This window comes from Novosphingobium sp. KACC 22771 (genome assembly GCF_028736195.1).
GTDB lineage: Bacteria > Pseudomonadota > Alphaproteobacteria > Sphingomonadales > Sphingomonadaceae > Novosphingobium.
Genome location: NZ_CP117882.1, coordinates 898983 through 914381, shown reverse-complemented (window position 1 = coordinate 914381; position 15399 = coordinate 898983). Strand labels below are relative to the sequence as shown.

11 protein-coding genes are annotated in these 15399 nt (G+C 62.3%); 10 read left to right on the top strand and 1 reads right to left on the bottom strand.

The features are described 5' to 3' along the window. The first annotated feature begins 1 nt into the window (after position 1). Genes PQ467_RS20955 through PQ467_RS20935 form a run of 5 tightly spaced genes read left to right on the top strand, consistent with a single transcriptional unit; the run spans position 2 to position 5120 of the window. Entirely contained in the window at positions 2-1333 is a 1332-nt protein-coding gene (locus tag PQ467_RS20955; RefSeq protein ID WP_274176417.1) for a spinster family MFS transporter, read from the top strand. Continuing rightward, positions 1330-2331 (top strand): ornithine cyclodeaminase family protein, encoded by a 1002-nt coding sequence (locus tag PQ467_RS20950; RefSeq protein WP_274176416.1) that lies wholly within the window; start codon positions 1330-1332, stop codon positions 2329-2331. The genes PQ467_RS20955 and PQ467_RS20950 overlap by 4 nt, the downstream gene beginning before the upstream one ends. Before the next feature lie 2 nt (positions 2332-2333). Then, complete coding sequence (locus PQ467_RS20945) at positions 2334-3824, top strand: NAD-dependent succinate-semialdehyde dehydrogenase (RefSeq protein WP_274176415.1); 1491 nt, start codon at positions 2334-2336, stop codon at positions 3822-3824. Continuing rightward, positions 3824-4843, top strand: a complete 1020-nt coding sequence (locus PQ467_RS20940) for a dihydrodipicolinate synthase family protein (RefSeq protein WP_274176414.1) — start codon at positions 3824-3826, stop codon at positions 4841-4843. Before PQ467_RS20945 ends, PQ467_RS20940 begins: the two co-directional genes overlap by 1 nt. 10 nt (positions 4844-4853) lie before the next feature. Beyond that, positions 4854-5120 carry a LysR family transcriptional regulator gene (locus tag PQ467_RS20935; RefSeq protein WP_274176413.1) on the top strand — a complete coding sequence of 89 codons (267 nt, stop codon included), beginning with the start codon at positions 4854-4856 and terminating at the stop codon, positions 5118-5120. Between the two features lie 847 nt (positions 5121-5967). On the opposite strand, the gene PQ467_RS20930 is transcribed toward PQ467_RS20935, so the two are convergent. Further along, on the bottom strand, positions 5968-7368 hold the full coding sequence (locus tag PQ467_RS20930; protein WP_274176412.1) for an aldehyde dehydrogenase: 1401 nt from the start codon (positions 7366-7368) through the stop codon (positions 5968-5970). A gap of 324 nt (positions 7369-7692) precedes the next feature. On the opposite strand from PQ467_RS20930, the gene PQ467_RS20925 reads away from it, so the two are divergent. The 5 genes from PQ467_RS20925 to PQ467_RS20905 are packed head-to-tail and all read left to right on the top strand — an operon-like array spanning position 7693 to position 15364. Further along, on the top strand, positions 7693-10335 hold the full coding sequence (locus PQ467_RS20925) for a TonB-dependent receptor domain-containing protein (protein ID WP_274177273.1): 2643 nt from the start codon (positions 7693-7695) through the stop codon (positions 10333-10335). A gap of 55 nt (positions 10336-10390) precedes the next feature. Beyond that, positions 10391-11323 (top strand): hypothetical protein, encoded by a 933-nt coding sequence (locus PQ467_RS20920; RefSeq protein WP_274176411.1) that lies wholly within the window; start codon positions 10391-10393, stop codon positions 11321-11323. Further along, positions 11320-12282 carry a ketopantoate reductase family protein gene (locus PQ467_RS20915; protein WP_274176410.1) on the top strand — a complete coding sequence of 321 codons (963 nt, stop codon included), beginning with the start codon at positions 11320-11322 and terminating at the stop codon, positions 12280-12282. Before PQ467_RS20920 ends, PQ467_RS20915 begins: the two co-directional genes overlap by 4 nt. 47 nt (positions 12283-12329) lie before the next feature. Continuing rightward, positions 12330-14033: a thiamine pyrophosphate-requiring protein gene (locus tag PQ467_RS20910; protein WP_274176409.1), complete on the top strand. Its 1704-nt coding sequence runs from the start codon at positions 12330-12332 to the stop codon at positions 14031-14033. 20 nt (positions 14034-14053) lie between these two features. Further along, positions 14054-15364 carry an MFS transporter gene (locus tag PQ467_RS20905; protein WP_274176408.1) on the top strand — a complete coding sequence of 437 codons (1311 nt, stop codon included), beginning with the start codon at positions 14054-14056 and terminating at the stop codon, positions 15362-15364. The last annotated feature ends 35 nt before the right edge of the window (positions 15365-15399 follow it).

The window sequence follows — 15399 nt, the reverse complement described above, 5'->3', positions numbered from 1 at the left end:
CATGGCCGCCTATCCGCGCGCGGCCTATGGCTGGTGTGTCGTCCTTATCCTGCTGATGGTGGGGATCACCTCCTATCTTGACCGCTATCTGATCTCGCTGCTGGTCGAACCCATCAAGGCGGATCTGGGCATCAGCGACACGGCGATCAGCTTCCTTCAGGGCAGCGCCTTTGCCTTGTTCTACGTCGCCTTTGGCCTGCCTTTTGGCGCGCTGGTCGACCGGGCGAACCGGCGCAACATCCTGGTGCTGGGCATCCTGTTGTGGAGCGCGATGACCATGGCCTGCGGTTTGGCGCAGGATTATCGTCAGTTGTTCATCGCCCGCGCGGGCGTGGGCATCGGCGAGGCATGCCTTGCCCCGGCGGCCTTTTCCCTGATCGCGGACTATTTCCCGCCCGCCACGCGCGGCCGCGCGATGAGCGTTTACAACATGGCCAATTATCTGGGCGTGGGCGCTTCGCTGCTGGTGGGCGGACTGGTGCTGCGCTGGCTGGGCGATGCGCCGGTCACCGTCATGCCGCTTTTGGGCGTGATGCCTACATGGAAGGCGGTGTTCTTCCTTGTCGGCCTGCCGGGGGTGGCGCTCGCGCTGGTCATGCTGGTGGTGCGTGAAGCGCCGCGCATGGGCGGGGCGGCCGATGACAGGCCCGGCTTTGCCGCCTTCCTCGCCCATTTGCGGGGACACCGGGCGGCCTATGGCGCGGTCTATCTCGCCTCGGCCATGACCGCCTTTGTTGGCCTCACCTTTGCCGCATGGGGCCCCAGTTTCTTCATCCGCAGCTTTGGCATGAAGCCGATGGCCGTGGGGCTGACGTTGGGGCCGGTCAATGCGGTCGCCGGGGCGCTGGGCTGTCTGGCCAGCGGCTGGATCAGCGATCGGTTGATCGCGCGCGGGCGGCCCGGAGGGCGTTTTGTGGTGCCGCTGCTGTGGTGGCCGCTGGCCGTGGTGGGGCTGCTGCTGCTGGCCTGGGCGCCGGGGCAGGGTGTAGCGCTGGCGGCGCTTGCCCTCATCACCTTTGGCAGCGGGCTTGGACTCGCCTCCATTGCCCCCACGCTGCAGGCGATCACGCCCAACCGCCTGCGCGGGCGGGCCATTTCGCTGCATTTCATCTTTTCCGGCCTGCTGGGCATGGGGCTGGCCCCGACGTTGATCGCGCTGGTCACAGACCATGTCTTTGGCACGCCTGCGGCCTTGCGAGGGGCCTTGCTGGTTGTGCTGGGCCCGGTGGTGCTGATCGGCCTTGCCGCCACGATCCTGGGCCAACGCCCCTATGAACGCGCCCGTCGCACCCTTTCCGACAATCAAGCCACACAGATGGACCAGACACGATGAGCACTGACACTTCCACCCTGTTCCTTACCGACGCCGATGTGCGCGCCGCCTTTGACTGGGCCGCGGCCAGCAAGGCGCTGGAGCAGGCCTATGCGCTGCCTGCCAATGATGCGCTCTATCCCCCACGGGCGATGGCGCGGGGCGATGGCGTATGGCTGCGCACCTTGACCGGGGTCAGCGGCGATGGCGCGGTCATGGGGGCCAAGATGATCGCCGCATCTCCTCGCGCGGGCGCCGCATCCTATCTCATCCCCCTGTTCGATCAGGCGAGCACGGCCTTGATCGCGCTGCTGGACGGCAACAGCGTGACCGGTTTCCGCACGGCAGCCACCACGGCTTTGGCGGCAGACAGGCTGGCCCGGCCCGGCGCGATCCATCTGGCCGTAATTGGATCGGGGTTTGAGGCGAAGAACCATGTCCGCGCAATGGCAGCCCTGCGCCCCATTGCCGGGTTGCGCGTCTTCAGCCCCAATCCCGACAGCCGGGCGCGCTTCATCGCGGAGCTTGCCGATCTGGGGCTGCCCATGGCGGGGGCGCAAAGCGCGCAGGAGGCGGTTGAGGGCTCCGATGTGGTGCTGTGCGCCGCACGCTCGCGTGATGAAACGCCCACCTTGCAAGGTGCGTGGTTGCGGCCGGGGATGACAGTGCTGTCCATAGGCTCGACCTTGCCCGAACAGATCGAGGTGGACGCACAGACCATCGCGCGGGCCGACCTGATCGTGGCCGACATGGTGGATGAGGTGGCCCATGACACGGGCGACATGATCGCCGCCACGCGGACAGGGGAAGATTTCGCCCCGCGCCTTGTCGCGCTGGATGCGGTGATCGGCGGGCGTCATCCGGGGCGCAGCGGCTCCGATCAGGTCATCCTCTACAAATCCGTCGGTGCCGCACTTCAGGACCTGACCGTGGCGGCCATGTGCGTGCAACGCGCGCGGCAGATGGGGCTGGGCACGGTCTTGCCCGTTACCATCGCTCCCGTGCGAAAGGGAAAGTGATCATGGTGGATTTGGCGGACCAGGGTCTGTGGCGCACCTGCGCGCTGATTGATGGCGTCTGGGTCGAGGATGCGGCCTTGCCGCCGCGCCCGTTGCATAACCCTTCCACGGGCGCGGTTCTGGCCCAAATCGCGCAAGGGGGCGCGGATCAGGCCCGCGCGGCCATTGCCGCCGCTCACCGCGCCTTTGGTCCATGGGCGGCGCGACCCGCCAAGCAGCGCGCTATCATCCTGCGCCGCTGGTTCGACCTGATTGTCGCCCATGGCGAGGATCTGGCACGGTTGATCGTGATGGAGGAAGGCAAGCCCATGGCTGAGGCGCGGGGCGAGGTGGCCTATGCGGCCTCGTTCGTCGAATGGTTTGCCGAGGAAGCCAAGCGCATTCGCGGCGATGTGATGGAGGCGCCCGAGGCGGGGCGGCGGATCGTGACGCTTAAGGAACCGGTGGGCGTGTGCGCCGCGATCACGCCGTGGAATTTCCCCGCTGCGATGATCACGCGCAAGGCCGCGCCCGCCTTGGCCGCCGGATGCACCATGGTGGTCAAGCCCGCCGAGCAGACGCCGCTGACGGCGCTGGCGCTGGGCGAACTGGCGATGCGGGCGGGGGTGCCGGCGGGCGTTCTCAACATCATCCTTGGCGACGCTCGCGAGCTGGGCGGGGTGCTGACCGGCGATCCGCGCGTGCGCAAGATCACCTTTACCGGATCGACCGAGGTGGGGCGCATCCTGATCGCCCAATCGGCGCCCACGATCAAGAAACTGTCGATGGAACTGGGCGGCAACGCGCCTTTCCTCGTCTTTGACGATGCCGATGTGGATGAGGCGGTGGCCGGGCTGATCGCCACCAAATACCGCAATACCGGCCAGGCCTGCATCAGTGCCAACCGCGTTTATGTGCAGGATAGCGTGTATGATGCCTTTGCTGCCGAACTGGCCCGAAAGGTCGGCGAATTGCGCGTGGGCGATGGGTTTGAGGATGGCGCGCAGCAGGGGCCGCTGATTGACGCCGACGCGCTGGCCAAGGTGGAGGAGCATGTTGCCGATGCCACCGCCCGCGGCGCGCAGGTGGCCCAGGGGGGCGCCCGTCACCCGCGCGGCGGCCTATTTTTCGAGCCCACGGTGTTGACCGGCGTCACCCCGGACATGCTGATCTGCCGGGAGGAAACCTTTGGCCCGGTCGCCCCGTTGATCCGTTTCCGCACCGAGGAAGAGGCCGTCGCCATGGCCAATGACACACCCTTTGGCCTTGCCGCCTATGTTTTCGCCAAGGATGCCGCCCGGATCTGGCGCGTGGCCGCCGCGCTGGAAAGCGGGATGGTGGGCATCAACACGGGCGCGATTTCCAATGAGGTCGCCCCCTTTGGCGGGGTCAAGCAATCCGGGCTGGGCCGTGAAGGGTCGGTCTATGGAATCGAGGACTATCTCGAAGTGAAATATCTTGCGTGGGAAGGTGCCCGCGCCGCCCCCCACGCCGCTAACGAAGGGATGCAGTGATGTTGCCATATAACCGCATGAATGCCCGCGACTGGGCCCGCGAAAAGCTGGTGGGGGTGGTCAATTGCACGATCCCCTCCTTCACCGATGATCTGAGCGCGATCAACGAAAAGGCGATCCGCCATGACACGCGCCTTGCCATTGAACACGGCTTCATGGGCACGCTGGGCGTGTCGGAAGTGTCGATCACCCTGCCCGAGTATCTCGATTTCCTGCGCATCATCAAGGATGAGGCGGGCGACCGGCTGATTGTCACCCACCATGCCAGCTGGAACAATCTGGCCCAGAACATCGAGGCTGTAAAAGGAGCGGAGGCTGCAGGGGCCGAGTTTGTGCTGCTCAGCTATCCGCCCAACTTCTATCCCGAAAGCGAGCAGGACATCTATGATTACACCAAGGCGGTTTGCGATGCGACCAATCTGGCGGTCATGCTGTTTCCCATGTTCCTGTGGGGCTTTTCCAGCCGCATTCACCCCTCCGACATTCCCGCCGCGCTGATCCGCCGCCTGCTCGATGATTGCCCCAACATCGTTGCGATCAAGGCCGAGGGAGGCTTTCCCTCGATCCAGTCGGTGATCGAATGTGACCGCCTGTTTGGCAAGGAGGTGGTGATTTCCATGCCGATCGAGGGTGAGTTGATCCCGCTCTCGCAAGTCATGCTGATCCAGTTGTCAGCCACCAGCGACCATGAATATTACGGGCCGATGATCCCGCGCGTGTTCAACCTGCTGCGCGAGGGGAAGTTTGACGAGGCAACCGCGATCTATTGGCAATTGCACCCCGCCCGCAAGATCAAGGGCGCGCTGGCCCAGCAAATGCACGGCGGCCATTTCATTAACCGTCAGGCGTGGAAGTTTCAGGGATGGTTGCAGGGCTATAACGGCGGTCCGCTGCGCATGCCTACCCAGCGCATCCATGATCCCCAGATGATCGCGCTGCGTAAGGGGCTGATCGATGCGGGCCTCTCGCCCAGCATGGACCCGCTGCGCGAGTTCTTCATCGGCCGCAACCCGGCCTGATCAAGGCGCCATGCAGCTTGACCGGCTTGATCTCAATCTGCTGGTGGCGCTCGATGTCCTGCTGGCCGAGCGCAGTGTGACGGTGGCGGTCAACTGCCTCCACCTGTCGCAATCGGCCACATCGAGCGCCCTTGGCCGCCTGCGCGATTATTTCGATGACCGCCTGTTGGTGAACCAAGGGCGCGTCACGGTGCTGACCGAGCGGGGCAGGGGGCTGATCGGTCCGGTGCGCGATGTGCTGGACGGGATCCGCGATACGCTATCGATTGGCTCTTGAAGCCAGGCCGGCTGATGCTTTCCTCATCCACGGCCCGCCGTTTCGCGCCCTGCCGATCCACTAGCTGGCGCAATGGAATGCGGTGCAGGACAATGATCCGGCGCCGTGCTTTGTGTTGACGCCGTGGCGCAAAGGCGCCGCCGCCGCTGTTGGGCGGAAGGCCCGACCATCTTGTTAGAGTTTTATCTTCAAGCTAAAGTTACGGAAGCGGCCGATGAATGCTGGTCCGCTTCCGCCGCGTCGATCTGACACCGCGAAAGTCCGTTTTGCTAGCGGGCAACGCCCGCCACGCAACACCGGCAAAATCCGACCAGAGCCGGTCGCTCCTTCCGTCGGCGAGGGGGCCTTCGTTCCATTGGCATTCCCGGCCGGTGAAGCCTTTCAGTTCGATTGCAGCGAGGATTATGCGGTTCTGGGTAGCAAGCTGGAGACCCGGGTCACGTCCCCAAACGTGATCATTATGGCGACTTCATGATTAGTCAAGTTATGCTCATCTGCGCATAACTTGACTAACGGCTTGACGTAAATCGGCGGGATCAGGCGGGCCTTGTGCCCGAGCGCCTGCGCAAACCGGTCCCTGAAATGGCTGGTCGCACAGGCTTTCATGGCCACTATGCAGGGCGCCTAAGATTCCAGAAGCTGTTCAAGCTTTGCTCGAGAAACTGCCCGGTTACATAGAACCGACCCCGCGCGATCCGTAGCGCAGACCTGCAAGCTGCGCTTTGCAAGGTCGATTGCCAGCATATATGCTTCTGCCATCTGACCCTGATCCTTCTTTTGCGCCACGCTGGCGTTGATCAGCATCATACGATGCCGGACAAAAGGGGCCATCCACCGCATCAGTTCATCAGATGGGGAAATGCCCGTCCTGGGTTTCGACGGTGATCCAGCGGGTTTCGGTGAAGCTGTCGATGCCCTGACGCCCGCCGAAGCGGCCATAGCCGGAGGCGCCGACGCCGCCGAAGGGCATCTGGGCCTCGTCATGGACGGTCGCGCCGTTGATGTGGCAGATGCCCGATTTGATCTGCTTGGCAAGGCGCAGACCCTTGGCGATGTCCTTGGTAAAGACCGCCGCCGACAGGCCATATTCGGTGTCATTAGCCAGCTCGATGGCGTGCGCTTCATCGCGGGCGCGGATGATGCCGACGACGGGGCCAAAGCTTTCATCGCGGAACAGCTTCATGTCCGGCGTGACCTTATCCACCAGATGCGCGGGCATCACGACATTCAGCGTGGTTTCCCCGCCGGTCAGCAGGGTCGCGCCCTTGGCCACGGCATCGTCCACGAGGCTGAGGCAATGCGCCACCGTCTTGGCATCGACCACCCCGCCCAGCGGCGTGTTGCCAAGGCGCGGATCGCCTGCGGTCAAGGTCTTGACCTTGGCGGCGAATTTGGCTGCGAATTCATCGGCCACGGCCTCGACCACGATGATCCGCTCGGTGCTCATGCAGATCTGGCCCTGATTCATATAGGCGCCGAAAGCGGCCGCCTTGACCGCCTCGTCAAGATCCGCATCGGCGCAGATCACCAGCGGCGCCTTGCCGCCCAGTTCGAGCAGGCAGGGCTTGAGATGCTCTGCCGCGCGCTTGGCGATGATGCGGCCCACGGCGGTGCTGCCGGTGAAATTGATGCGCTTGACCTCGGGCGCGTCGATCAGCGCGCCCACCACATCGGCGGCATCCGCAGGCGCATTGGTCACGACATTGACCACGCCCTCGGGGAAACCGGCCTCGGCAAAGGCCTCGATGATCAGTGCGTGGGTGCGCGGGCACTGTTCCGACGCCTTCAAAATCACCGCATTGCCGCAGGCCAAGGGCGTGGCAATCGCGCGCACGCCAAGGATGATCGGCGCATTCCACGGCGCAATGCCCAGGATCACACCCACCGGCTCACGCAGCGCCATGGCCAGGCAGCCGGGCTTGTCGGAGGGGATCACTTCGCCCGAAATCTGGGTGGTCAGGCTGGCGGCCTCGCGCACCATGGAAACGGCAAGGCCAAGGTTGAACATCGCCCAACCGGCGGTCGCGCCGATCTCGCCCATCATCGCGGCGACGAACTCATCCTTCTTGCTGGCAAGCGCATCGGCCGCCTTTTGCAGCACCGCGCGCCGCGCATTCGGCCCCATCGCCCCCCACGCAGGCTGGGCCGCCGCAGCACGCGCCGCAATGCCCGCCATCTCGCCCGCCTGCATCGCCAACGCCGACGAGGCAACATCGCCCGTCACCGGGTTCAATCTCGTGAATTCCATGCCTTAACCCTCTTCCCAAAATCGATCCTCGTGTGCTGACTCAATTTTAGTTGGACGTCAAACTATTTTGTATTATCTGCACCTCCAAGGCCGCTGCTGAACGAGTCGACGGCCGGGAGGAGAGCAATAATGACAAGCAAACTCATGAGTGGACGCCTGTCCGTCAGCACCATCGCCATTAGCCTGTCTGCACTTTGCCAGACCCCAGCCATGGCGCAGGGAAATGCCGGACAAGCCGATGCACAGGCGTCGGCTGCAGAAATTGTCGTGACAGGCTCACGTGTTGCTTCAAACGGTAACGCTCAGCCGACACCCGTGACCGTCATGACGGCGGGGCGCCTTCAGGAACTTTCGCCCAAGGGTCTTGCCGAGGGCGTGCTTTCGCTGCCCAGCTTTAACGGCTCCAACTCGCGTTCGGCAGGCGGGGCGGCCGCCAATGCAGGGCACAGCTATCTCAACCTGCGCGGCCTTGGCACCAACCGTAACCTTGTGCTGCTTGATGGCCGCCGCTTTGTGGCAACGCAAGATGCAGGTGCGGTGGACATCAACCTGTTTCCCCAGCTGCTGATGAAGCGGGTTGAGGTTGTGACCGGCGGCGCTTCGGCGGCCTATGGTTCGGACGCCATTGCCGGTGTGACCAATTTCATTCTTGATGACAGTTTCAAGGGCATTAAAGGCCTGATCTCACAGGGCACCAGCCGCTATGGCGACAGCAACACGACGCGTGTCTCGCTGGCGGGCGGCACAACCTTTCTTGAAGGCAAGCTGCGCATTGTCGGCAGCTTTGATTTCACGCGCGACACTGGCGCTCAAGGTGTCAACATTGGCGGCAAGAACCGCGCCTGGCAAAGTCTTGGTCAATACCTGATCAACAATCCCAATGTCAGCGCAAGTAATCCGGCCTCACCCAGCAATCCGACTCTGATTGCCGGGAACAATGTGCTGTTTCCCTATGCGTCGAACGGCGGTCTGATTGTTTCCGGTCCGATGGCCGGCACGCAGTTCCTGCCGGGTGGCGGGACGGCCCCCTTTACCTTTGGTGCCAACCGCACGGCAGGTTCCATGACAGGCGGTGATGGCTCCAATCCTTCCGGTACAGGTACCCTGTCGACCCCGCTGAATTCGAAAGTGGGTTTCCTGCATGTTGCTTATGGCGACAAGGACACGATCGAAGTCTTTGCCGAAGGCCTCTATTCCCGCACCTATATTACCAACAACGCGGGTGCCAACAGCTATGGCGTAAACGGCACGGCCTACACGATCTACGCCGACAACGCTTATCTGCCCAGCAGCATCAAGGCGCAGATGGCGCCGGGCGACAGCTTCCGCATGGGGCGCTATAACATCGACCTTGGCGTCTATCAAAAACAGGTGGAAACTCAGGTGTTTCGCGCTGTCTTTGGGGCGAGGGGGCGCCTCGGCTCGGAATGGAACTGGGACGCTTATTTCCAGCATGGCGTGACCAAGGGCAATTTCACCGCCGCCAACGGGATCATCACCTCGAATCTGTATAACGCCGTAGACGCGGTGGTGAATCCGGCCAACAATCAGATTGTCTGTCGCTCCACCCTGACCAATCCGGGCAATGGCTGTGTGCCGATCAATCTGTTTGGCGCTGGCTCGGCCTCGTCAGCGGCGCGGCAATATATTGGGGGCAGTGCCTATGCCAACCAGACGGTGATGCAGGATGTAGTGGCCGCGACCCTTCGCGGTTCGCCGCTGACGCTGCCTGCGGGCAAGGTGCAGGTGGCGATCGGCGCCGAACATCGCCGTGAAGGACTGAAACAAGTCGTGCCTCAGCAAGCAACCATCACCCAGACGGGCGATGGTGCGCGTGGCTTCCCATCCAGCCTGCTCGGTACGCAAGGTGCTTATTTCCTTGGCAATTCCTCGCCGGTCAATGCCAGCTATCTGGTGGACGAGGCCTTTGCCGAAGTTCAGGTTCCCCTGATTGCCGATAAGCCCTGGGCCAAGACGCTGGAACTGAATGGCGCAGGCCGCGTGACCCATTATTCTAACGCGGGCACGGTTTGGACCTACAAAGCCGGTCTGGTTTACGCGCCCAACTCGCAGATCCGCCTGCGCGGCACACTCTCGCATGACATTCGCGCTCCCAATCTGGGCGAACTCTATCTGCCGCAGGCTCAGACTATCGCCACGGTTCTGGATCGGCAGAACGGCAATGCTTCGGCCACGGCCACGATTGTCCTGCCTGGCAACGCCAATCTGAAGCCGGAAACCTCCGATACGCTGACCATCGGCGCAGTGCTGACACCCAGTTTCCTGCGAGGTTTCAGCGCTTCGGTCGATTATTATGACATTCGCATCAGCAATGCGATCGGTCGCCTGAGCAATCAGCAGACGGTGGATGAATGCGCGGCGGGCAATGCCAGCACCTGCGCGCTGATCACTCGCAATGCTGGGGCGATCTCGGTCATTTCCACGCCCAACCTCAATCTGGCCACGCTCAAGACGCGCGGTCTCGATGTGGAAATGAACTACGGTTTTGGGCTGGGGCAAATCTTTGGTCAGGAAGGCAAGGTCACGCTGCGGGCGCTCGCTTCCTATGTGGCGAAGCTTCAGACCACAACGCGCGGTTCTGCACCTATCGACCGTGCCAGCCAGACGCCGTTTCAGGCCACTTTCAGTGCCGCTTTCGACATAGGTCGTTTCTCCGCACTGGTTCAGGAGCGCCGCGTTGGCCCCCGTGCCATCGACAGCACCTATACGCCGTCGTTTATCGCCAACAACCGGATCAGTCCTGTCTGGTATACCGACCTGAACCTGACCTATCGCCTCGGCGGTTCGCTGGAGGGGGCGGAAGTCTTCGCCTCGGCCAACAACCTGTTCGACAAGGCGCCGCCCTTGGGCACCACAACGTTCGGTATCGCTCCTGCTTCGACCCTTTCGCAATTCTATGATGTGATCGGGCTGTATCTGACCGCTGGTGCGCGCTTCAAGTTCTGATCAATCGGGCCGGCGTTCTCAGGAGCGCCGGCCCCTTGCCATGGGAAACAACAGAATGAAAAAGGCTCTTACCATCGGCAACCGCTTTACGACCGTTATGGCTCTGGTGCTTGGCCTTGGTGCCGCGTCGGCCATGCCAGCATGTGCCGCGCAGACTTGCGACCGGGCTTGCCTGACCGGCGTGATGGACGATTATCTGGCTGCCATTCCAAAGCATGACCGCACGGGGTTGCCGCTTGCACCCACGTTGCGCGAAACGGTCAATGGACGGGAATCGCCCGCCCAATCGGATTATTTCTGGAACATGGTCGATGGCATTGCCTATCGTCAGATGGCGGCCGATCCTGTGACCGGGCAGGTGGCCTTACTGGGCGTGGCAACCGAGGCTGGCGCACGCGGCGCATACTGGCTTCGCATGCAGGTGAAAGACCGCAAAATTGTCGAGGTTGAACAGATCATCGGCGAACGCAGTGTCAATGGCGTGCCCGGCCTGGGCGCGCCCAATCCTTATTTCGATCAGATCCTGCCTGAAAAGAGCCGGTCCAACAGGGAACAACTGATCGCCATTGCCGACAGCTATTTCGAGGGTCTTCAGCGCCATGATGGTGCGGGCGTCCTCTCCGCGCCTGGCTGCCGCCGCTATGAAAACGGCAATCTGACTTCACTCAACCCGCTTGGCAACACCTGGCCCTGCAACCTGATGTCAGACTACACTTACATGGACAAGATCAAGGAGCGGCGCTTTCCCGTAGTGGATGTCGAGCGCGGGATCGTGGTGGGCGCCATGGTGATCGAGGTTTCCCAGCCGAAGGCCACGCCAACCGTTTCGGCCACCACGGCCACCGGTATTCAGACTACTGCCGTGCCGCTGTTTGGCCGCCCGCATGACACGCTGATCCAGGAAATATTCAAGATTTCCGACGGCAAAATTCAGGAGATCAACGTCATCCGTCAGGATATGCCTTATCGCTGGGGCAGCGGCTGGTGATCCAGCCAAACGTAGGGAAAGCGAAAAGAGGATCGGCCATGAAAATCGTAATCGTCGGTGCCGGTGCCATGGGCACGCTGTTTGGCGGCAGGCTGGCGCGTGCCGGGCATCAAGTGGTCTTTGTTGACACAGATAACGCCAGGATCGGCGCCATTGCGCAGCAAGGCGTGTTTGAGAATGGCGTCGCGGCCCTGTGCGAGGCGGCTCTGCCCGGCACGCTGGAAGGCGTGGCTGATCTGCTGATCCTGTTCACAAAATCGCTTCATACGGCGTTGGCCATGAAGGCCAACGCCGCGGCTCTGAAACCTGACGGATTGGTGCTCACACTGCAGAACGGGCTGGGCAATGGAGAGGCTATTGCCGAGGTCGTAGGAGCTTCGCGCGTGCTGGTTGGTATCACCAACTGGCCCGCCGATCTGCTTGACCATGGCCGCATTCATGTCGATGGTGCGGGCATCGTCAAGCTGTGGAGCCTGACAGGTGAAGACAGTCCCGCCCTGCATACGGTCAGCGACGCTCTTTCCGATGCGGGTCTTTCCGCCACCGCCGAACCATCGGTACAGCAAGCGATCTGGGAAAAGGTCATTTTTAATGCCGCGCTAAACGGCATTGCTGCATTGACCGGCATGGCCGTGGGTCAGATTGGCGATTTCGGCCCGGTGCGCGAACTCGCCATGCGCATCGTGACTGAAGGTGTCGTTGTGGCGGAAGCCGCCGGTGTTACGGTGGAACCTGACAAGGTGGGCGCCAGCGTGGAATTCGCCATGGAGCATCATCGAGGCCACAAGCCGTCCATGCTGCAGGATGTCGAGGCCGGGCGCCCAACCGAGGTCGACGCCATTCAGGGCGGATTGCTGAAAGCCGCCATACAGTGGGGCGTGGCCGCACCGGCGCTCGAAACATGTGCCGCCCTCTTGCGCGGCCTTGACCACCGCGCCGCCATCACGCGCAAGTGCTAAGCTGTTACGCCATTTGCCACACCAGACGAGTTTTTCCGGAGCCCTCGATGTACACGACCGCCACCGCCTTTCTCGAAGTCCTTGCCGAGCAGGACATCAGCCATGTTTTCGTCAATCTGGGCAGCGATCATCCCGGTCTTGTCGAGGCCATCGCCGAGGCCAGAGCGAATGGGCGACCTGTGCCCACGATCGTCACCTGTCCCAACGAGATGGTGGCGCTGACCATCGCCCATGGGCATACCCAGATCAGCGGCAAACCCCAGGCGGTGATCGTCCATGTCGAATGCGGCACGCAGGCCCTGGCAGGCGCCATCCATAACGCGGCCAAGGCGCGCATTCCGGTACTGATCCTGGCTGGTTCCTCGCCCTATACGCAACAAGGTGAAATGCTGGGCAGCCGCAATGAATTCATTCAGTGGATTCAGGATGTGCATGATCAGCGCGGGCTGGTGCGCGGCTATATGCGCTATGACAACGAGATCCGCACCGGGACCAATGTCAAACAATTGGTGCATCGCGCCATGCAATTCGCCAAATCTGATCCCAAGGGACCGGTCTATCTAATGGCCCCGCGCGAAGTGCTGGAGGCGCCTTGCGACCCGGTGACGGTCGATATGGAGCGGTGGCAGCCGGTATCGCCGATCGCGCTTGGGGCAAAGGATGCGGGTTTTCTTGCCGAAAAGCTGGCCGGCGCGCGGCGTCCGCTGATTGTCACGTCCTATCTGGGCCGCAACCCCGATGCCGCGGCGGCGCTGGAGGCACTGTGCGTGCAATTGGGCATTGGTGTGATGGAATCTGTGCCCAGCTATGTGAACTTGCCGCATGACAGCCCGTTCTATCTGGGCAATTTCTGGAACGAACCACAGCGCAACCAGGATCTGGCCGAAGCCGACCTGGTGCTGGTGATCGACAGTGATGTGCCATGGATCCCGACCAAGAACCGGCCCGGAGAGGAGGCGCAGATTTACCACATCGACGTCGATCCTTTGAAGGAACAGATGCCGCTCTGGTATATCGAGCCGAACCGTTCGTTCCGGGCCGATGCCGAACTGGCGATCCGTGCCATCATGGACGCGGCGGGCGAGCTTGAGCTTTCCGCAGAGAGGATTGCCGAAAGGAGTGCTCATTATGCCGACCGCAGCGGCCATCGGCGCGCCAGGCTGGTCGACGAACAATCCAAAGACGGTGGTCTGACCATCGCCCGCCTGATGGCCGCATTGCGCCCGCATATCGACGCAGAAACCATTGTGATGAATGAGGGCATCACCAATTATCAGCCGGTTTTCGATCATCTGGCCCCGGTCCGTCCGGGCGCGATGTTTGCCAGCGGGGGCGGATCGCTGGGCTGGAACGGCGGGGCGGCCATTGGTGCCAAGATGGCTCGGCCCGATGCCACGGTCGTCGCTGTCTCGGGCGATGGCTGCTATATGTTCACGGTGCCTTCCAGTGTTCACTGGATCGCGCGCCGTTATAATGCGCCTTTCCTGCAAATTGTGTTGAACAATGATGGTTGGAATGCGCCGCGCCATTCGGCGCTGGCTGTTCATCCGGACGGCCATGCCAGCAAGGCCAATGACCTTGATCTCAGCTTTTCTCCCGCGCCTGATTATGGCGCAATCGCCGCGGCGGCCGGGGGCGCGGCGGCCTTTGTGGTGGATCGGGACAGTAATCTGGAATCGGTTTTGGCACAGGCCTTTGCTGTGCTGAAAAACGAGCGCCGGGCGGTTGTTGTCGAAGCCAGACTCGACTGATGGTTTTGGGAGATACGCCAGTGAACGGCGAGGCCAAGCTGATGGAAGATCGCGCGTGGAGCCTTTCACAAAAGCTGCTGCTGGCGCTGGTTTCGCTCGCAGTTCTGCTTGACGGGTTTGATAATCAGGCCCTCGGCTTTGCCTTGCCCAGCCTGATGAAGGACTGGGGGGTGCCCAAATCGGCGTTGGGTGGCGCGCTGGCGGCGGCGCAGTTCGGCATGCTGATCGGCGCGATCAGCGGGGGCATGGTGGGCGACAGGATGGGGCGCAAGCTGGCGCTGGTGTCCAGCGTGGTGCTGTTTGGGGTGGCAACGCTGATGATCGGTTTTGCCGGATCGCCTGCCCAACTTGGCGCGCTGCGGTTTATTGCGGGATTGGGGTTGGGGGCTGCTTTCCCGAATGTGGCAGCTTTGGCGACAGAATTCACGCCGGCCCGCCATCGCAGTCTTGCGGTGATCATTTCGATTGTCTGCGTGCCTTTGGGCGGTGTTGTGGGCGGCATGGCAGCTTCGGTTGTCCTGCCGCTGATGGGATGGCAGGCGCTGTTTGTGCTGGCGGGAGGCTGTACGCTGGCGTTGGCCGCAGTGCTGGCTTTGGTTCTGCCGGAATCGGTGACATTCCTTCTATGCAGCGGCGCCAGCGAAGCGCGGATCAGCAGCAGCCTGCGTCGGATGGGGCTTGGTGAGGGCGCCATGACTGGAATGCCCTCTATTGAGCCTGCCAAAGAGGCCTCGCTTCCGCTCTCTGCAGTGCTGGCCCCGGCCTGGAGGAAGGACACTCTGCTGGTGTGGATGTCTTTCTTCTTCTCGTTGATGGCAGTCTATTCCGCGTTTAACTGGTTGCCCACATTGCTGTCCGAAAGCGGCCTTAGCGTGGCGCAGGCGGCTCAGGGACTGGCGGCATTCAACATGGGCGGCGTGGTTGCCGCCTTGATGGGGGGCGCCGCCATCGGACGTTACGGTTCACGCCGTGTCATGCTGACCATGTCGTTGACGGCGGTTCTGGCCGCCGCAGTGCTGGCCATCCTGTCGCGTTCCGGCATGTCTCTTGCTGGGATGTTTATGCTTATCGCGATCGAAGGAGGCTGTGTAAACGGAGTGCAGACCAGTCTGTATGCGCTGGCATCAAACATCTATCCTGCCGCCATGCGGGCCAGAGGCGTAGGGTTGGCAACGGGCATCGGTCGCCTTGGCGCGATGCTCAGTGCGCTGCTGGGCGCGGTCATGGCTGGAGCTTTGGGCTTGACGGGGTTTCATTGGGCGATTGCTGGAGTGATGGTGTTGGTCATGGGCACGTTGAGCCTTATTGCAAGGCACGTCGCCCCCCGCTGAACGGGCGGTATTCCCTGCGGACACTTGACTTTGGT